Here is a 16,614-nt window from a genome sequence, read left to right as displayed (position 1 = left end):
GATCAACTTGAACGGTAAGATGAATTTTTTCCTTGACCCGAAGAATCGGGTAGCGCAAAAACCATCCATCATGAATTACAAGCAAGACGAAAAAGGGCTTTATCTATTAGCCGACAAAAAGTTCATCAATTGGATGGACGTCCATACGTTTTGCCATACGTGCATGGATCCATTGACTTTCGATAACGAATTCGACGCAAGCTATTGCGCAAGCTGCAATGAGTGGCGCGAAGAGCGCTGCAGCGATATCAGCTGTGAGTACTGCGAGAATCGCCCGAAACGCCCACTCGATCCCCGCAAATAAGCGGGGGTTTTTTTATTGAAGAAAGAAGGATATGATAAATAGGAGAAACGAGAAGATGGGGGATTTAAATGAAAAAGGAATTCGTGGTAATAGGCTTAGGGCGTTTTGGCGGAAGCATCGTCCGGGAATTGATCGAACAAGGCGCTGACGTGATGGCCATCGATAAAGACCATGAGCGGGTGGATGAATTCGCCTCGATCGCGACCCAGGCTGTCGTAGCCGATACAACAGACGAATCAGTATTAAAATCCCTCGGGGTCCGTAATTTCGAGCAGGTCATCGTCGCGATCGGTGAAAATATCCAAGCGAGCATCCTGACGACGCTTATGCTCAAGGAAATCGGTGTCAAGAAAATCACCGTCAAGGCCCAAAACGACTACCATGCCAAGGTGCTGCATAAGATCGGGGCGGACAAAGTCGTCCATCCGGAGCGCGATATGGGCATCCGGATCGCCCATAACATCCTGTCGAACAATGTGCTCGATTACCTCGAGCTGTCCGATGAACATTCCATCATGGAAATCAAAGCGAATGAAAAGCTTGCGGGTTATACTTTGATCGAATTGGATATCCGCGCCAAATACGGCATCAATATCGTGGCCATCAAAAGAGGCGACGATATCATCGTGTCGCCGCAAGCCGATATGGAGATCGAACGGGATGATATTCTGATCATCATCGGATCCGATGCCGACATCAACCGTTTCGAAAAGAAAGTCATGAACTAAATAAGGCAAAAAAAAAGAAGCCGCTGAGGGCTTCTTTTTTTATACTTCCATAATCACTGGGAGGATCATCGGACGGCGTTTCGTTTTTTCGTAAAGATACGGCCCGAGGACATCTGAAATTTCGGTCTTCAGCTCAGCCCAGTCGGTATTTTTGCTGTGGATTTTCTTGTTCAGGTGGCGGTTCAGCATTTGCTGGGCCTCGTAAATCATCGTGCCGGATTCGCGCATATAGACGAATCCGCGTGAAATGAGGTCAGGTCCTGAAACCATGCGGCTTTTCTTCTTGTCGACGCTGACAACGACGATAACCAGTCCCTCTTCGGACAGCACGCGGCGGTCGCGAAGGACGATATTTCCGATATCGCCGATTCCGCTGCCGTCGATGTACACATCGCCGGAAGGGATGCGGCCCGCGACGGATGCCTCGTCCTGGCCAAGTGCCAAAACATCGCCGTTTTCCATGATAAAGGTGTTTTCGCGTGGAACATCGCAATCGATTGCAAGTTCTGCATGTTGTGCCTGCATCCGGTATTCACCGTGGATCGGCATGAAGAATTTCGGCTTGATCAAGCGCAGCATCAATTTATTTTCTTCTTGAGACCCGTGCCCGGATGTATGGATATCGTTCAATGAGCCATGGATGACATCCGCCCCTGCACGGAACAATAAGTTGATCGTGCGGTTGACGCTGCTCGTATTGCCCGGGATCGGGGAAGAAGAGAAGACGACCGTGTCATTCGGCTGGATCTGGATTTGGCGGTGGGTACCGTTGGCGATCCGAGACAGGGCAGCCATCGGTTCGCCCTGTGAACCTGTACACAGGATCACGACTTTGTCGGCTGGCATACGGTTCAATGTCTGCGTATCGATAAAGGCATCTTCAGGTGCCGTAATATAGCCGAGTTCACGGCCGATCGTTATGGCGTTATCCATGCTGCGGCCGAAAACCGCGATCTTGCGGCCTTGGCGCACCGCTTCCTCCGTAACTTGCTGCAATCGGTAGATGTTGGAAGCGAACGTAGCGAAAATGAGGCGGCCTTCCACTTTGCGCATTATGTCGCGGATGGTTTCGCCCACTTTGCGTTCAGACATCGTGAAATTCGGGATTTCAGCATTCGTCGAGTCGGATAGCAAGCATAGTACGCCTTCACTGCCGATTTGGGCCATTTTCAATAGATTGGCCGGTTCGCCGACAGGTGTGAAGTCGAATTTAAAATCTCCCGTATGGACGATGCTGCCGGGAGGCGTCTTGACGACGACACCGAATGAGTCCGGGATACTGTGCGTCGTGCGGAAGAAACTGACAGAAGTCTTGCGGAATTTGATGACGTCTTCCTCTTCGATCTCGATCATTTTCGTTTGGCGCAGCAAGCCGTGTTCTTCCAGTTTTTTGCGCAGTAAGCCAAGTGCCAGCTTACCGCCGTATACTGGCATGTTCACTTGCTTGAGCAGGTAAGGGATGCCGCCGATATGGTCTTCGTGGCCATGTGTAACGAACAGGCCCTTGATCTTATCGGCGTTTTTGACTAGATAAGTGTAATCCGGGATGACGTAATCGATTCCGAGCAAATCGTCTTCCGGGAATTTGATGCCGGCGTCAATGAGGATGATTTCATCCTGGAATTGGACGCCATAAGTGTTTTTGCCGATTTCGCCCAGTCCGCCGAGCGCGAAAACAGCTGTTTGGTCATTTTTCACGAATTTCATTATGCGTCGATAGACTCCACTTTATAATCTTGGGAGGCTTGTTCATATTCGAGGTGCTGGCCTTCCAATAGCTGCACGAGCTCGATGTTGAAGTTGCGGTCCTTCAAGTGGTGGCGTACTTCCCGCTCGGTGGAAGCTTCTACGTACAAACTTTTTGTGTTTTCGCGAACTGGTACTTCAAAACGGTTTTCTTGGTAATATACTTTAAAAATCATATTTTGCTCTCCTTTTTCCACGTTCAATATAAATGCACTTTCTTTATATTATCATGTCATTGTTTTAAAATAAAGAATAGCCCTCCTATTTGTTAAGAAGGGCCAAAACAAACCTTATGCTATCTTCTTTTTGTTCATAATGCCGTTGAGCTGTCTGAGTAGTCTGCGTTTCAACCGTTTCAGCATGGCTCACCACTCCTTGTGTATAGTATACTGTTTTTTCTGACAAAAGAAAAGAGGGCGGATTTGCAAACACCCCAAAAGATTGGAGATAGGAATATGTCGAAGTTATTATTGTTGGATATCGACGGCACCTTGCTCGATACGAAAAAGCAATTGCCGGAAGCTACGAAACAAGCGTTGACCGCTGCCCGCGCAAACGGCCATCAGCTGGCCATCGCAACGGGGCGTGCACCGTTCATGATCGGTTCCTTGCTTGAGGAACTATCGATCGATACGTATATCACGTTCAACGGCCAGTACATCGCGTTCGAGAACGAAGCGGTGCATAAGCAGGCCATCGATTCCGAGACCTTGGAGAAAGTGCTGGCCTTTGCGGAGCAGCGCGACCACCCGCTGGTCTTCTTGAATGAACATAAGATGGTCTCTTCCATCGATTTCCATCCGGATATCGATGAGAGCATCAAGAGCCTGAAATTCCCGCACCCGGAAATGGACAAGGAATTCTACCGCACAAACGATGTGTATCAGGCGTTGGTCTTTTGCGAGGAGCACGAAGAAGGCCAATATCATGAAGAGTTCCAGGACGTGGATTTTGTCCGCTGGCACCGGGTATCTTGCGACATCCTTCCGAAAGGCGGCAGCAAAGCGGAAGGCATCAAGCAATTGATCCGCGCGACTGGCCACCGGCTGGAAGATACGATCGCATTTGGCGACGGTTTGAATGATCTTCAGATGATGGAGATTGCCGGTTTTAGCGTAGCGATGGCGAACGGCCACGAAGAAACGAAAAAACGCGCCAATCATGTCACAGGCCACGTAGACGAAGATGGGCTTGCCAGCGCATTCGAGTTTCTTGGCCTGAGCCGCTGATCCTTTGCACGACCCCTGGGAATATGTCAATCCCGCATAAAACCCCGTCCATTTTCATGGACGGGGTTTTATCATTCCACTGTTTCAGTTTGCAAATCGATGGCGGAAGCATTTTCAACTTCCTGGAACGGGTCGTTCGGGTTGATGTGATCGTAGAACATAATGCCGTTCAAGTGATCGAGTTCATGCTGGAAGGCAATGGCCGGCAGCCCTTTCAAACGCATCTTGAATTCTTCTCCTGAAAGCGTATGGCCTTTGACGGTGATGCGGGCATGGCGCGGGACGTATCCCGGCACCGAACGGTCGACGGACAGGCAGCCTTCACCGCTGGACAAATAGGCCTTCTCGACAGAATGGCTGACGATTTTCGGGTTCACTGCCACCAGGCTCAAGTTTTCTCCTGAATGTTCGTCAAAATGCAAGGCGAAGATCCGTTTGGAGACGTTGATCTGGGGAGCGGCGATTCCAACGCCCGGACGCAAATCGTATTTTTCCGCCAACTTGTCATCCTGGCTGTTCTTTACATATTCCAGAAGCTCTTCGCCGAGCTTGCGGTCTTCATCGGAAAGCGGGAGCTTAACCTCTTCAGCTTTCTGGCGAAGAGTGGGGTGCCCTTCACGGATAATGTCATTCATCAAAATCACGTATGTTCATCCTTTCATGGTGCTCACTATTAAACCCATTGTATCGTATGAGCGCCTTTTTGAAAAAAGAAAATGCTCTTGCTGTTATTGTATTTTACCGTTAATCATTCTATAGTTAATTCATGGAAATCAAGGGGGACTTTATTGTGCATAAATTAGCCATCGCCACGGTCTTGACCGGCACTCTTTTCCTGTCGGCATGCACAGGGGCATCAACAGAGGAACAGTTGAACGGGATTTTGGAGGCGACTTTCGAAGAAGAGGCCGAGTACCGTGAAGTACAGAGTGAACTACAGAGCCGTGAACAGCACGAGCAGGAGATCTTTGAATCGATCATGGCTTTGACGAAAGAGCAGCAGGCGGAAGTCGAGGAGAAATCGCAGGAGGCGATCGCTTCAGCGGACGAACGGCTTGAACTTTTGGAAACTGAGCGTGAATCGATGCAAAGCGCTGCCGAGCAATTCAAGGAAATCGGCCAATTGATCGAAGAGACAGAGGATGAGAGCTTAAAATCGGATTTGCAAGCGCTGAAAGAGCAAATGGACGAGCGCTTTATGAGGCATAGTGAATTCACGGACCAGTACGAAGCTTTAATCGGGCACCAGAAGGAACTTTACGCCATGGTAGCAAAAGAGGAGATGGACCTCGCGACCCTTCAGGATAAGACGGATGAAGTGAATGAACAGAACGATTCAGTCCAGGAAGCCGTGACAGCTTTTAACGAAGAGACGGAACAGTTCAATGAACTGAAAAACGAAACCATCGAAAAAATGAATGCAGAAAACGACTGAGCAGCCGTAAAGGCTGCTTTTTCTGTGCTATAAAAGGGCTTTCTATGCCAACTGTATTATAATACAGTTGGTGTTTTTCTATTGATACAGTTGTGTTTGCTTTTAAGATTCGTGAAAACGGGTATATACGTACAATGTATTGTTCTTCTATGATTGACCGTAATATTGTGGTGGCGTATACTGAGAAAGAATGTGGCGATTGTATCACTAAGCTAGTGTTAAAATTTTAATACAGATAAAGGAGAGTTGCTTTTATGGCTGCGAAAAAGAATCAGCAATTCGATCCGGTGGAAACACTCAACGCGATCGAAGAAAAGTTCGAAATGGTTCAAGTATTGAACGAAGAAGGCGAAATTGTTAATAAGGATTACGATCCGAAGCTATCAGATGAGCAATTGGAAGAGTTGATGAAGCGCATGGTCTATACGCGCATCCTGGATCAGCGCTCGATTTCACTGAACCGCCAAGGGCGCCTCGGATTCTATGCGCCGACGGCCGGGCAGGAAGCATCTCAATTGGCTTCCCACTTTGCATTGGAGAAAGACGACTTCATCTTGCCGGGGTACCGCGACGTACCGCAATTGATCTGGCACGGCTGGCCGTTGCACCAGGCGTTCTTGTTCTCCCGTGGGCACTTCAAAGGAAACCAGATGGCTGAAGGCTTGAACATCCTGCCGCCGCAAATCATCATCGGCGCACAGTTCATACAGGCAGCTGGAGTTGCGCTCGGTTTGCAAAAGCGTAAAAAAGAAGCGGTCGCCATTACCTATACAGGCGACGGCGGCTCTTCGCAAGGCGATTTTTACGAAGGCATCAACTTTGCCGGGGCATTCCGCGCACCGGCGATCTTTATCGTCCGAAATAATCAATACGCGATTTCGACGCCGCGTGAATTGCAGACATCCGCAAAAACGATTGCACAAAAAGCGGTTTCCGCAGGAATTCCAGGCGTTCTTGTCGATGGCATGGACCCGCTGGCCGTATATGCAGTCACTCGCGATGCACGTGAGCGCGCCGTGAAAGGCGATGGGCCGACATTGATCGAAACCATGTGCTACCGCTACGGGCCGCATACGATGGCAGGGGATGACCCGACACGCTACCGTACTTCGGATATCGACAGCGAATGGGAGAAGAAAGACCCGCTTGTCCGCTTCCGTAAGTACCTTGAAGCCAAAGGCGTATGGAATGAAGAAAAAGAAAACGAAGTGATCGAGAAAGCGAAAGAGGAAATCAAGGCGGCGATCAAAGAAGCAGATGGCACGCCGAAGCAAAAAGTATCTGACCTTCTCGGAATCATGTACGAAGAAGTTCCATTCAATGTACAGGAACAGCTCGATATCTATAAAGCAAAGGAGTCGAAGTAACCCATGGCACAAATGACGATGATCCAAGCGATTACGGACGCTCTGAAAACAGAAATGAAAAACGATGAAAATGTTCTGGTTTTCGGTGAAGACGTAGGTAATAACGGCGGGGTGTTCCGCGCAACTGAAGGTTTACAAAAAGAATTCGGGGAGGACCGCGTATTCGATACGCCACTCGCTGAGTCAGGAATCGGCGGCCTGGCGATCGGCCTGGCACTTCAAGGTTATCGCCCAGTCCCGGAAATCCAGTTCTTCGGCTTTGTTTTCGAAGTCATGGATTCCATCAGCGGCCAAATGGCGCGCATGCGTTACCGCAGCGGCGGCACTTTGACTTCGCCGGTGACGATCCGTTCCCCATTTGGCGGCGGCGTACACACGCCGGAAATGCACGCCGATTCACTCGAAGGGCTCATGGCTTCACAGCCTGGCTTGAAAGTGGTCATCCCATCGACACCATACGATGCAAAAGGATTGTTGATCTCTGCAATCCGTGACAACGACCCGGTCATTTTCCTTGAGCATATGAAATTGTACCGTTCATTCCGCCAGGAAGTACCGGAAGAAGAATATACGATCCCGCTTGGCAAAGCTGATGTGAAGCGTGAAGGTACAGACCTTTCAATCATCACTTACGGCGCGATGGTGCAAGAAAGCATGAAAGCTGCTGAAGAATTGGAAAAAGATGGCCACTCCGTGGAAGTCATCGATTTGCGCACCGTCCAGCCGCTTGATATCGAAGCGATTATCGCATCCGTTGAAAAGACGAACCGTGCCATCGTGGTTCAGGAAGCACAAAAACAAGCCGGAATTGCAGCGAATGTCGTAGCTGAGATCAACGACCGCGCAATCTTGAGCCTTGAAGCTCCAGTTCTCCGCGTAACAGCACCGGATTCTGTCTTCCCATTCTCGCAAGCTGAGCAAGTTTGGCTGCCGAATGCAAAGGATATAGTAGAAACAGCGAAAAAAGTATTGAATTTCTAATTGCCGGACAGCGGCTAGCACATCGCCTTTGTCCGAAAATAGAATTAGAAACCAGCCGGAATCCAGCATAACCGGCCAACCTGTCCACCAGGAGCCGGTCTGGATCTGGATCATTGCCGAACGGCAGCATTCCGTATGGCAAACCGTATCGAATGTACAATAGAAAGGGTGACTAGAATGGCTTTTGAATTTCGATTGCCGGATATCGGCGAAGGTATCCACGAAGGTGAGATAGTAAAATGGTTTATTAAGGCCGGGGACACGATCGAAGAAGACGATATTCTGTGTGAAGTCCAGAATGATAAAGCGGTCGTGGAAATCCCGTCTCCTGTTTCAGGAACCATCGAGGAAGTGCTTGTAGAAGAAGGGACAGTCGCAGTGGTCGGGGACGTGCTCGTGAAAATCGATTCCCCTGATGCGGACGATGTCCATTTCAAAGGCGGAAAAGACGACGAAGAAAAACCAGCGCCTGAAGCGAAGCAAGAAGATCAGCAGGAAGAGACAGAAGAGCAGGTTCAGTCGGGAACAGCTGAATCAGGCGAAAATGTCGAAAAAGAGCCGGCACCGGAAAGCAAGCCACAAGGCGAAACCGGCGCAGGCGACCAGCCGCAAGCGGATGAAGCAGATAGCGATCCGAATAAACGCGTGATCGCGATGCCGTCCGTGCGTAAATTCGCACGTGAAAAAGACGTCGATATCAAAAAGGTCAAGGGGTCCGGCGACAACGGGCGCATCATGAAACAAGACATCGAAGCGTTCCTAGAAGGCGGCCAGGAACAAGAGGCACCGGCAGCAGAGCAGGAAACAGCTTCACAAGAAACAGAAGAAACAAAAGAAGCGCCAGCTAAAGCCGCTCCGGAAGGCGAATTCCCGGAAACCCGCGAGAAAATGTCCGGCATGCGCAAAGCGATCGCCAAAGCGATGGTGCATTCGAAGCACACTGCCCCTCACGTCGCATTGATGGACGAAGTCGATGTGACCGAACTTGTTGCGCACCGCAAGAAGTTCAAGGACATCGCTGCGGAAAAAGAAATCAAGTTGACATACTTGCCGTATGTCGTCAAGGCATTGGTGAGCACATTGCGTGAATTCCCGGCGCTTAACACGTCGTTCGACGACGAGACAGGTGAAGTGATCCACAAGCATTACTTCAATATCGGCATCGCAGCGGATACGGACAAAGGCTTGCTCGTTCCGGTCATCAAGCATGCAGACCGCAAATCTGTCTTCGCTATTTCCGATGAAATCAACCAGCTTGCAACAAAAGCGCGTGATGGCAAATTGTCATCTGCCGAAATGAAAGGCGCTTCATGCTCGATCACAAATATCGGCTCTGCTGGCGGCCAATGGTTCACACCAGTTATCAACCACCCGGAAGTTGCCATTTTGGGCATCGGACGCATTGCTGAAAAACCAGTAGTGAAAAATGGTGAAATTGTAGCAGCTCCTGTGTTAGCATTATCATTGAGCTTCGATCACCGCATGATCGACGGAGCAACCGCACAACACGCATTAAATCACATCAAGCGTTTGTTAAGTGAACCAGAATTACTATTAATGGAGGCGTAAAACTTATGGTAGTAGGAGATTTCCCAATCGAAACAGACACGCTCGTCATCGGCTCAGGCCCTGGCGGCTATGTCGCAGCTATCCGTGCAGCACAGACTGGCCAAAAAGTTACAATCGTTGAGAAAGAATATATCGGCGGCGTTTGCTTGAATGTCGGCTGTATCCCTTCAAAAGCGATGATCTCGGTCGGCCACCGTTTTGAAGAAGCCCAGCATTCCGATGACATGGGCATCGTGGCGAAAGAAGTTTCCTTGAACTTCGAAAAAGCACAAGCGTTCAAAGATGGCGTCGTCAAGAAATTGACCGGCGGTGTCGAGTCCTTGCTGAAAGGCAATAAAGTGGAAATCGTTCGCGGCGAAGCTTATTTCGTGGACGAAAACACTGTCCGCATCATGGACGCGGATTCTGCCCAAACATATAAGTTCAAGAACGCAATCATCGCAACAGGTTCACGCCCAGTTGAGATCCCGACGTTCAAATATTCAGAACGCGTCATCGATTCGACTGGAGCACTTGCTTTGAAAGAAGTGCCGAAAAAATTGATCGTCATCGGTGGCGGCTATATCGGCACTGAGCTTGGAACTGCATATGCAAACATGGGATCCGAAGTGACGATCCTTGAAGGCGCACCGGATATCCTTGCCGGATTCGAAAAGCAAATGACGTCCATCGTCAAAAAAGGCTTGAAGAAAAAAGGTGTCGAAGTCATCACGAAAGCTTCCGCTAAAGGCGTGGAAGAAACAGATTCAGGCGTCTCGGTTTCATACGAAGCAGGCGGCGAAGAGAAAACAATCGACGCAGACTACGTATTGGTCACTGTCGGCCGCCGTCCGAACACTGATGAAATGGGCCTTGAAGAGCTCAACATCAAAATGGGCGAGCGCGGGCTTATCGAAGTCGACAAACAATGCCGCACAAGCATCCCGAACATTTACGCAATCGGTGATATCGTGGCAGGGCTTCAATTGGCACATAAAGCTTCATACGAAGGCAAAATCGCTGCTGAAGCGATTGCCGGCGAAAAATCGGAAGTCGACTACATGGCAATCCCAGCGGTTTGCTTCACAGACCCTGAACTTGCAAGTGTTGGCTTGACGGAAGAACAAGCAAAAGAAGAAGGCTTTGAAGTGACAGCGGCGAAATTCCCGTTCGGCGCAAACGGCCGTGCGTTGGCATTGAACTCTTCTGAAGGCTTCGTCAAGTTGGTATCCCGTAAAGAAGACGGCTTGCTGCTAGGCGGGCAGATCGTCGGAGCGGGCGCTTCTGACATGATCGCTGAAATTGGCTTGGCTATCGAAGCGGGCATGACTGTGGAAGACATCGCTATGACAATCCACGCTCACCCGACTTTGGCTGAGATCACGATGGAAGCGGCAGAAGTAGCCCTTGGCACGCCGATTCATATCATCAAATAATGAGCATGGAAAGGACCGCAAAACGCGGTCCTTTTTTCTATGCTTTGTATGCCCTGCGTATGTTAAAATTTTACACAAGGAGGGTGATTATGAATAAACGAAATTGGCTGCTGCCGGTATGTGCAACATTTCTGCTCGGGGCTTGTTCTGATGAAACTGCCCAGGAGCCGGAAGGTACAGCACAGGGAAAATCAGCGCAAACAGATGTCGAGGATGATGTGGCATCGGAGCAATCCGCAAGTGAGCAATCAGATCAATCAGATATAGAAGAGCGGGAAAACGCTGAAGAGCAAGAAGTGGAAGAACAAGACGCCGAGCAGGCTGTAGAGCCCCGCTATCGCATCAATCCGCAAAACTCCCAAGTTGAACCGATTGGGGACGCGAACGAACAAGTGGTCTTGATCACCATCGACGATGCACCGGATACATATTCGCTTGAAATGGCCAAAACCTTAAAAGAACTGGACGTACCGGCGATCTTTTTCGTCAATGGGCATTTTCTCGATACAGATGAAGAACAGCAGAACTTGTCTGAAATTCACGACATGGGCTTTGCGATCGGTAACCACACCAACACCCATGTGAATTTAAAGCAGTCAACAGAGAGCGTCCAGCAAGATGAAATCGTGTCGCTCAACGAACACGTGGAAGCGATCACCGGGGAAGTACCGAAATTTTTCCGTGCCCCGTTTGGCGTAAATACCGAATTCAGCAAAGCTCTTGCCAAGGAACAGGGCATGGTGCGCATGAACTGGACCTATGGCTACGATTTCATGCAAGGCTATATGGAACCGGAAGCTTTGACAGAAATCATGGTCAATGCCCCTGAACTCAATAATGGCGGAAATCTGCTCATGCACGACAGGGAATGGACGAAAGAAGCGTTGCCGCAAATTATCGAAGGGCTGCGTGACAAGGGTTATGAGTTTGTAGATCCGGATGAAATAGAAGGCATTTAAGCTTAAAAAGGTTCCGGCGCAAAATGCGTCGGAACCTTCTGTGTTACTGCTTATCGTTAACGGAATGCATGATGCTCTTTAATGACATGCAGTGTCTGGAGTGAATCGTCTTCCGGTCCCTGGACCGGAAGGCCTGCTTTGATGTTCGTGTGGATATAGGAGATGTTTTCCTCTGTAATGATTTCCCCCGGAATGAAAATCGGGATGCCCGGCGGATATACCATGATGAACTCAGCCGATATGCGCCCCACCGCTTCGTCGATCGGGATGATTTCCGTCTCCGCATAGAAAGCGTCGCGCGGGGTCATCGCAAGCCGCGGAATTTCCGGCAACAAGACAATCGGTTCCGAAACGGCCTGTTCAGTTTCCAAGGCTTCGCTCATGCGCTGCAAGGCATTGACGAGCAAATTGATTTCTTTCCGGCTGTCACCGAGCGTGACAAGGCAGAGAATATTGTACAAGTCGGATAGTTCAATTTCGATATTGGCGTTCTCGCGCAGCCATTCTTCTGCCTGGTGGCCAGTGATGCCGAGATTTTTGACGCTGATCAATAATTTGGTCGGATCCATATCATAAGTCGCGGAAGAAGTGAGCAGCTCCTTCCCGACGCAGTGAAGATGCGGAATCTTGTTGATCCGCTTGCGCGCATCCTGTGCGAGGCGGATTGTCTGGTCGATCAAGTCGAATCCATGGATGGCGAGCTGGCGCCGCGCGGTGTCGAGCGATGCCAATATCGGATAAGAAGTCGAAGTCGTCGTGAGCATCGATAAAGTCGCCTGGACGCGTTTCGGCGACACCAGCCCTTCCCGCACATTCAGCACGGAGCTCTGTGTCATCGAGCCACCCAATTTATGGACGGATGTGGCTGCCATGTCCGCGCCTGCTGCCATCGCGGAAACTGGCAAGGATTTATGGAAATGGATATGGACGCCATGCGCTTCATCGACCAGAACGGGAATCGATTTGCCATGCGCGATATCGACGATGCGCTTCAGGTCAGCCGCCACGCCAAAATAAGTGGGGTTGATGACAAGCACCGCTTTGGCATCTGGATATTCGGTCAGGGCTTTCTCTACCGATTCCGGCGAGATGCCATGGGAGATCCCGAGTTCCGGATCGACTTCCGGGTGGATAAAGACCGGAATCGCGCCGGCAAAAACGATAGCCGACATGATGGATTTGTGGACATTCCGCGGCACGAGGATCTTATCATTCGGCCCGACCACGCTCAAGATCATCGTCATGATGGCGCCGCTCGTGCCTTGGACAGAGAAGAAGGTGTGATCTGCGCTGAATGCCTGTGCGGCCAATTCCTGTGCTTGTTTAATTGCGCCTTTTGGGGAATGCAGATCGTCGAGTGGCGCTATATTGATTAAATCGATCGACAGGACATTGTCGCCGACAAATTCCCGGAAAGCTGGATCGATCCCTTGGCCTTTTTTATGGCCGGGGATGTGAAATTGTATAGGATGCCGGTTCCGATGCTTCAAGAGCGCATCGAAAAGCGGAGTTTCGAGTTGTGACAATGGGACGTGCACCTCACTTTATCAAAATGAAAACAAGAGAAATTATAGCATGCAAGGCGCCTGGTTACTATACTTATAGTGAAGATGAATGGCTTATTTTCCATGCTGTGGCATGAGCTGGAATCATTGAAAAAGGGAATTTAGGAATTGGAGCGAATAGACAAGAAGAGGACGAAAAAAAGGAGTGGGATTATGGCGTTTGAAACAAGGGTCACGGAACTGCTTGGAATCGACTATCCAATCATCCAAGGAGGCTTGGCCTATTTAGCTTATGCCGATTTGGCAGCTGCGGTCTCGAATGCCGGGGGGCTCGGCCAGATTACGGCGATGAGCCTGCCGGGCCCGGATGAATTGCGGGAGGAAATCCGTAAAGTCCGCGAGTTGACGGACAAGCCTTTTGGGGTGAATTTTGCGATCGGCGAGCATGGGCGGGCGTTTTCGCATATGCTCGAAGTGGCGATTGAAGAACGGGTACCGGTTGTGTCGATGACTGGAGGCAACCCGACACCGATTTTCGAGCAATTGGAAGGCACAGATATAAAGAAATTGGTATTGGTCGCAGCAAGGCGGCAAGCTGAAAAAGCGGAGAAACTTGGCGCTGATGCCGTGATGGTCGTCGGGCATGAAGGCGGCGGGCACCTGGGCCGTGATGATATAGGGACCATGGTCCTGATTCCGCAAGTGGTCGATGCAGTATCGATTCCTGTAATCGCCTCTGGCGGCATTGGCGATGGCCGGGGATGGATGGCGGCGCACGCACTCGGGGCCGAAGGGATTGAAATGGGGACGCGTTTCATCGCGACGAAAGAATGCGTCCATGCATCACAGCAGTATAAGCAGCAATTGGTCGACAGCACGGAAAACGATACTGTGATCATCAAGCGCAGCATCGGAGCACCGGCTCGCACCTTGTCAAATACATGGACGGACCGGATCTTGGAAATCGAAAAAGAGACGCCGACTTATGAAGCGCTGAAAGATTATATTAGCGGAACCGCCAATAAGCGCTATATTTATGAAGGGGAAGAAGAGAACGGTTTCGGTTGGGCAGGGCAAGTGACAGGGTTGATCCGGGATGTGCCGACTGTCCAGGAATTGTTCGACCGGATGATCCAGCAAACACAAGAAATCCGCAAACGTTGGGGAATTATCGAAAGAGGGTAGGTTAAGACAATGGAATATTCATATCCGTTTTCCATCGATTGGACGACCGACGAGATCGTTGACGTCGTGGAATTTTTCGAAGCGATCGAGAAAGCTTATGAAAAAGGGGTCAATCGGCAAGAGCTGATGGAAAAGTATCGCAAGTTCAAAAAAGTGGTGCCATCGATGGCCGAGGAAAAAACATACTTCCGCGAATTCGAGGAAGAAAGCGGCTATGTCAGTTTTAAAGTCGTCAAGAAGATGAAAGAAGCTTCAGGCGATGAATTGATCCGCATCTAAAGATGGAAAAAAACCGCCGTTCAGCGTTGAACGGCGGCTTTTTCGTTGGCTTGCAGCAACTTTCGGTAAACCGGAAGCAGTTCGCGGAATGTTTCTTCTGCAAAAGCATAGAATCCGTTTTGATCGAGTATGGCAGCTTCTGCTCTTGCCAAATGCCGGCCGATGACGAGTTCTCCTTTTTTGACATCGCGCAGGCGCGTGAGCAATTTTTCCAGCCCCTTTTCGCCAAGCGATTCGATGGTTTCCGCATCAGGCTTCATATGGTCGCCCGAAACGACGAATCCCGATGGCAGTTCGGCTAAAGCCCCGGTGGAAATCAATTTATTCGCCATTTCCGGTTTGCCCGGTGCTTCGTAAATGACAGCGAGAATGACAAATACGTGGCTTTCCCATAATCCGATCTGGAAATGCGGTACGGCCTTATAGCCGCGTTTATAAGGCGCAAATGCCACCCAGCTGTCATTCGGAGGATTGACAGTGCGGCGCATATGTTTCGCGACATGCGGGAAAAATTCATCTCCGGTTTCCCCCGAGAAATAGGCGGAAAAGTCTTGGCCCAGCGCTTCGAATTTCGGCCGCACATGGGTGGCCAAAGCTTCCATGCGCGCCTCGAGACCTGGCGTTTCGAATACTTCAAAATCCTGTTCAGTCCAGTATGGTTTCAAGGACGTCCCCTCCTTAAAGAATCATCACGGTTTATTTTAACGAAGTTTGGAAAGAATGAATATAAATAAGTTTTCGAGAGGAAAAAACGGGGTAAAGATGTGTAACAAACATCGCAGTCGGAATATTCCGATTATGAGGGAAGGGGGGGCTCACCGATGAAGCAGATGATACAGATTATCCGGAAAGCGGATGTAGAAAAGGAATACATCAATACCTTGAAGCTGGAGCTTGATTACGAATTGGCCACCTTGTATGATGCAATGCAGCAAGATGACAGCAGCCAAAAAGAAAAGAGCAAGAAACGGCTGGCAGAAATACAGGTAGAACTGGAGGCTCTTCATGCATTGTAAACAGACGACCATACCGTAGAAGCATCTGCTGGCTAAAGACAGTGGATGCTTTTTTCGTTATACTGAAAAGAAATAAGGGGGAGCTCATACATGGACCAGCACGCAATGGACCGTTACATAAAATCGATGATCAAAGAAGCAGGGCACCGGATCCGCAATTCATTTCTTAGCGACATCTCGGTGGATACGAAAGCCCACGCCAATGACTTGGTCACCAACGTGGACAAGGAAGTGGAGAAGTTTTTCATCCACCATATCCGGGAAGATTTTCCGGCCCACCGCGTTTTTGGCGAAGAAGGATTTGGGGACACAATCGAAGAATTAAGCGGCACGGTATGGATGCTCGACCCAATCGATGGCACCATGAATTTCGTGCACCAACGACGCAATTTTGCCATTTCACTCGGTATTTATGAAGATGGTGTCGGGAAAATGGGTTATATCTATGATGTCGTCAATGACGATCTATATCATGCGATCGCAGGCGGTGGTGCTTATTATAATGATGAGCGTTTGCAGCCGCTTTTGGAGACGGACATCAGCGAATCGATCGTTGGCATGAACGCCATGTGGGCGACGCCGAACCGGCACGTGGAGCACGAAGCCACCATCCGCCTTGTACACGAGGCGCGGGGCATGCGTTCGTATGGTTCTGCAGCGCTGGAGCTCGCGTATCTTGCAAGCGGGCGCATCGACGCCTATATTTCCATGAGGCTGTCGCCCTGGGATATCGCAGGCGGTTTGGTGATGGCAAAAGAAGTCGGGGCTGTCGCAAGCAATTTCTCAGGCGAACCTGCGAACTTGCTGAAGTCGGATACATTCGTCGCCGCTAACCCGTCCATTCACGGAAAATTGCTCCAGGAATACATTAAGCCGAAGCGCACCTGACGAATCTA

The 16,614-nt window shown here is 49.9% G+C and carries 18 protein-coding genes; 13 read left to right on the top strand and 5 right to left on the bottom strand.

Features of this window, described 5'->3' with window-relative positions; translation table 11 throughout:
- Positions 1-7 precede the first annotated feature (7 nt).
- Together BBI15_RS10480 and BBI15_RS10475 are read left to right on the top strand one after the other, a co-directional pair.
- The gene (locus tag BBI15_RS10480; protein ID WP_068869511.1) at positions 8-304 is read left to right on the top strand and encodes a hypothetical protein; all 297 of its coding nucleotides are present in this window, start codon (positions 8-10) and stop codon (positions 302-304) included.
- A gap of 68 nt (positions 305-372) precedes the next feature.
- Positions 373-1,032 carry a potassium channel family protein gene (locus tag BBI15_RS10475; protein WP_068869510.1) on the top strand — a complete coding sequence of 220 codons (660 nt, stop codon included), beginning with the start codon at positions 373-375 and terminating at the stop codon, positions 1,030-1,032.
- 39 nt (positions 1,033-1,071) lie between these two features.
- Here BBI15_RS10475 and rnjA read toward each other — a convergent pair whose 3' ends face one another.
- Together rnjA and BBI15_RS10465 are read right to left on the bottom strand one after the other, a co-directional pair.
- A complete protein-coding gene (gene rnjA, locus BBI15_RS10470; RefSeq protein WP_068869509.1) occupies positions 1,072-2,739 on the bottom strand; it encodes a ribonuclease J1 in 1,668 nt (555 codons plus the stop codon).
- Positions 2,739-2,954, bottom strand: a complete 216-nt coding sequence (locus BBI15_RS10465) for a DNA-dependent RNA polymerase subunit epsilon (protein WP_068869508.1) — start codon at positions 2,952-2,954, stop codon at positions 2,739-2,741. The genes rnjA and BBI15_RS10465 overlap by 1 nt, the downstream gene beginning before the upstream one ends.
- A 279-nt stretch (positions 2,955-3,233) precedes the next feature.
- Here BBI15_RS10465 and BBI15_RS10460 point away from each other — a divergent pair, with 279 nt between their 5' ends.
- Positions 3,234-4,007 (top strand): Cof-type HAD-IIB family hydrolase, encoded by a 774-nt coding sequence (locus BBI15_RS10460; protein ID WP_068869507.1) that lies wholly within the window; start codon positions 3,234-3,236, stop codon positions 4,005-4,007.
- 71 nt (positions 4,008-4,078) lie between these two features.
- Here the strand turns inward: BBI15_RS10460 and def are convergent, their stop codons facing one another.
- Positions 4,079-4,651 (bottom strand): peptide deformylase, encoded by a 573-nt coding sequence (gene def / locus BBI15_RS10455; protein WP_068869506.1) that lies wholly within the window; start codon positions 4,649-4,651, stop codon positions 4,079-4,081.
- 146 nt (positions 4,652-4,797) lie between these two features.
- On the opposite strand from def, the gene BBI15_RS10450 reads away from it, so the two are divergent.
- The 6 genes from BBI15_RS10450 (at position 4,798) to BBI15_RS10425 (ending at position 11,733) form a co-directional block, all read left to right on the top strand.
- Entirely contained in the window at positions 4,798-5,442 is a 645-nt protein-coding gene (locus tag BBI15_RS10450) for a YkyA family protein (protein ID WP_068869505.1), read from the top strand.
- A gap of 254 nt (positions 5,443-5,696) precedes the next feature.
- Positions 5,697-6,809 (top strand): pyruvate dehydrogenase (acetyl-transferring) E1 component subunit alpha, encoded by a 1,113-nt coding sequence (pdhA, locus tag BBI15_RS10445; protein WP_068869504.1) that lies wholly within the window; start codon positions 5,697-5,699, stop codon positions 6,807-6,809.
- A gap of 3 nt (positions 6,810-6,812) precedes the next feature.
- A complete protein-coding gene (locus BBI15_RS10440; protein WP_068869503.1) occupies positions 6,813-7,790 on the top strand; it encodes an alpha-ketoacid dehydrogenase subunit beta in 978 nt (325 codons plus the stop codon).
- A gap of 177 nt (positions 7,791-7,967) precedes the next feature.
- A complete protein-coding gene (locus BBI15_RS10435; RefSeq protein ID WP_068869502.1) occupies positions 7,968-9,359 on the top strand; it encodes a dihydrolipoamide acetyltransferase family protein in 1,392 nt (463 codons plus the stop codon).
- Positions 9,360-9,364: 5 nt separating this feature from the next.
- Complete coding sequence (gene lpdA / locus BBI15_RS10430) at positions 9,365-10,774, top strand: dihydrolipoyl dehydrogenase (RefSeq protein WP_068869501.1); 1,410 nt, start codon at positions 9,365-9,367, stop codon at positions 10,772-10,774.
- A gap of 89 nt (positions 10,775-10,863) precedes the next feature.
- Positions 10,864-11,733 (top strand): polysaccharide deacetylase family protein, encoded by an 870-nt coding sequence (locus tag BBI15_RS10425; protein WP_068869500.1) that lies wholly within the window; start codon positions 10,864-10,866, stop codon positions 11,731-11,733.
- Between the two features lie 56 nt (positions 11,734-11,789).
- Here BBI15_RS10425 and BBI15_RS10420 read toward each other — a convergent pair whose 3' ends face one another.
- On the bottom strand, positions 11,790-13,259 hold the full coding sequence (locus BBI15_RS10420; protein ID WP_068869499.1) for an aminotransferase class I/II-fold pyridoxal phosphate-dependent enzyme: 1,470 nt from the start codon (positions 13,257-13,259) through the stop codon (positions 11,790-11,792).
- A gap of 192 nt (positions 13,260-13,451) precedes the next feature.
- Here BBI15_RS10420 and BBI15_RS10415 point away from each other — a divergent pair, with 192 nt between their 5' ends.
- Together BBI15_RS10415 and BBI15_RS10410 are read left to right on the top strand one after the other, a co-directional pair.
- Complete coding sequence (locus BBI15_RS10415) at positions 13,452-14,423, top strand: NAD(P)H-dependent flavin oxidoreductase (RefSeq protein ID WP_068869498.1); 972 nt, start codon at positions 13,452-13,454, stop codon at positions 14,421-14,423.
- A 9-nt stretch (positions 14,424-14,432) separates the two neighbouring features.
- Positions 14,433-14,702, top strand: coding sequence for a UPF0223 family protein (locus BBI15_RS10410; RefSeq protein ID WP_068869497.1), 270 nt, complete (start codon positions 14,433-14,435; stop codon positions 14,700-14,702).
- A 20-nt stretch (positions 14,703-14,722) separates the two neighbouring features.
- On the opposite strand, the gene BBI15_RS10405 is transcribed toward BBI15_RS10410, so the two are convergent.
- Positions 14,723-15,367: a YktB family protein gene (locus BBI15_RS10405; protein ID WP_068869496.1), complete on the bottom strand. Its 645-nt coding sequence runs from the start codon at positions 15,365-15,367 to the stop codon at positions 14,723-14,725.
- Positions 15,368-15,523: 156 nt separating this feature from the next.
- Between BBI15_RS10405 and BBI15_RS10400 the strand changes: the two genes are divergently transcribed.
- Positions 15,524-15,718, top strand: a complete 195-nt coding sequence (locus tag BBI15_RS10400; protein WP_068869495.1) for a hypothetical protein — start codon at positions 15,524-15,526, stop codon at positions 15,716-15,718.
- Between the two features lie 90 nt (positions 15,719-15,808).
- Positions 15,809-16,606, top strand: coding sequence for an inositol monophosphatase family protein (locus tag BBI15_RS10395; protein ID WP_068869494.1), 798 nt, complete (start codon positions 15,809-15,811; stop codon positions 16,604-16,606).
- The last annotated feature ends 8 nt before the right edge of the window (positions 16,607-16,614 follow it).

It is taken from the genome of Planococcus plakortidis, from assembly GCF_001687605.2.
In the GTDB taxonomy this organism is placed as follows: domain Bacteria; phylum Bacillota; class Bacilli; order Bacillales_A; family Planococcaceae; genus Planococcus; species Planococcus plakortidis.
This window is presented reverse-complemented; position numbering and strand designations above follow the sequence as displayed.

What these genes read in the sequence shown, in the direction of transcription:
- BBI15_RS10475 (WP_068869510.1), top strand. Translation starts at nt 373, where the DNA reads ATGAAAAAGGAATTCGTGGTAATAGGCTTAGGGCGTTTTGGCGGAAGC.
- rnjA (WP_068869509.1), bottom strand. Translation starts at nt 2,739, where the DNA reads ATGAAATTCGTGAAAAATGACCAAACAGCTGTTTTCGCGCTCGGCGGA.
- BBI15_RS10465 (WP_068869508.1), bottom strand. Translation starts at nt 2,954, where the DNA reads ATGATTTTTAAAGTATATTACCAAGAAAACCGTTTTGAAGTACCAGTT.
- BBI15_RS10460 (WP_068869507.1), top strand. Translation starts at nt 3,234, where the DNA reads ATGTCGAAGTTATTATTGTTGGATATCGACGGCACCTTGCTCGATACG.
- pdhA (WP_068869504.1), top strand. Translation starts at nt 5,697, where the DNA reads ATGGCTGCGAAAAAGAATCAGCAATTCGATCCGGTGGAAACACTCAAC.
- BBI15_RS10440 (WP_068869503.1), top strand. Translation starts at nt 6,813, where the DNA reads ATGGCACAAATGACGATGATCCAAGCGATTACGGACGCTCTGAAAACA.
- BBI15_RS10435 (WP_068869502.1), top strand. Translation starts at nt 7,968, where the DNA reads ATGGCTTTTGAATTTCGATTGCCGGATATCGGCGAAGGTATCCACGAA.
- lpdA (WP_068869501.1), top strand. Translation starts at nt 9,365, where the DNA reads ATGGTAGTAGGAGATTTCCCAATCGAAACAGACACGCTCGTCATCGGC.
- BBI15_RS10425 (WP_068869500.1), top strand. Translation starts at nt 10,864, where the DNA reads ATGAATAAACGAAATTGGCTGCTGCCGGTATGTGCAACATTTCTGCTC.
- BBI15_RS10415 (WP_068869498.1), top strand. Translation starts at nt 13,452, where the DNA reads ATGGCGTTTGAAACAAGGGTCACGGAACTGCTTGGAATCGACTATCCA.
- BBI15_RS10410 (WP_068869497.1), top strand. Translation starts at nt 14,433, where the DNA reads ATGGAATATTCATATCCGTTTTCCATCGATTGGACGACCGACGAGATC.
- BBI15_RS10400 (WP_068869495.1), top strand. Translation starts at nt 15,524, where the DNA reads ATGAAGCAGATGATACAGATTATCCGGAAAGCGGATGTAGAAAAGGAA.
- BBI15_RS10395 (WP_068869494.1), top strand. Translation starts at nt 15,809, where the DNA reads ATGGACCAGCACGCAATGGACCGTTACATAAAATCGATGATCAAAGAA.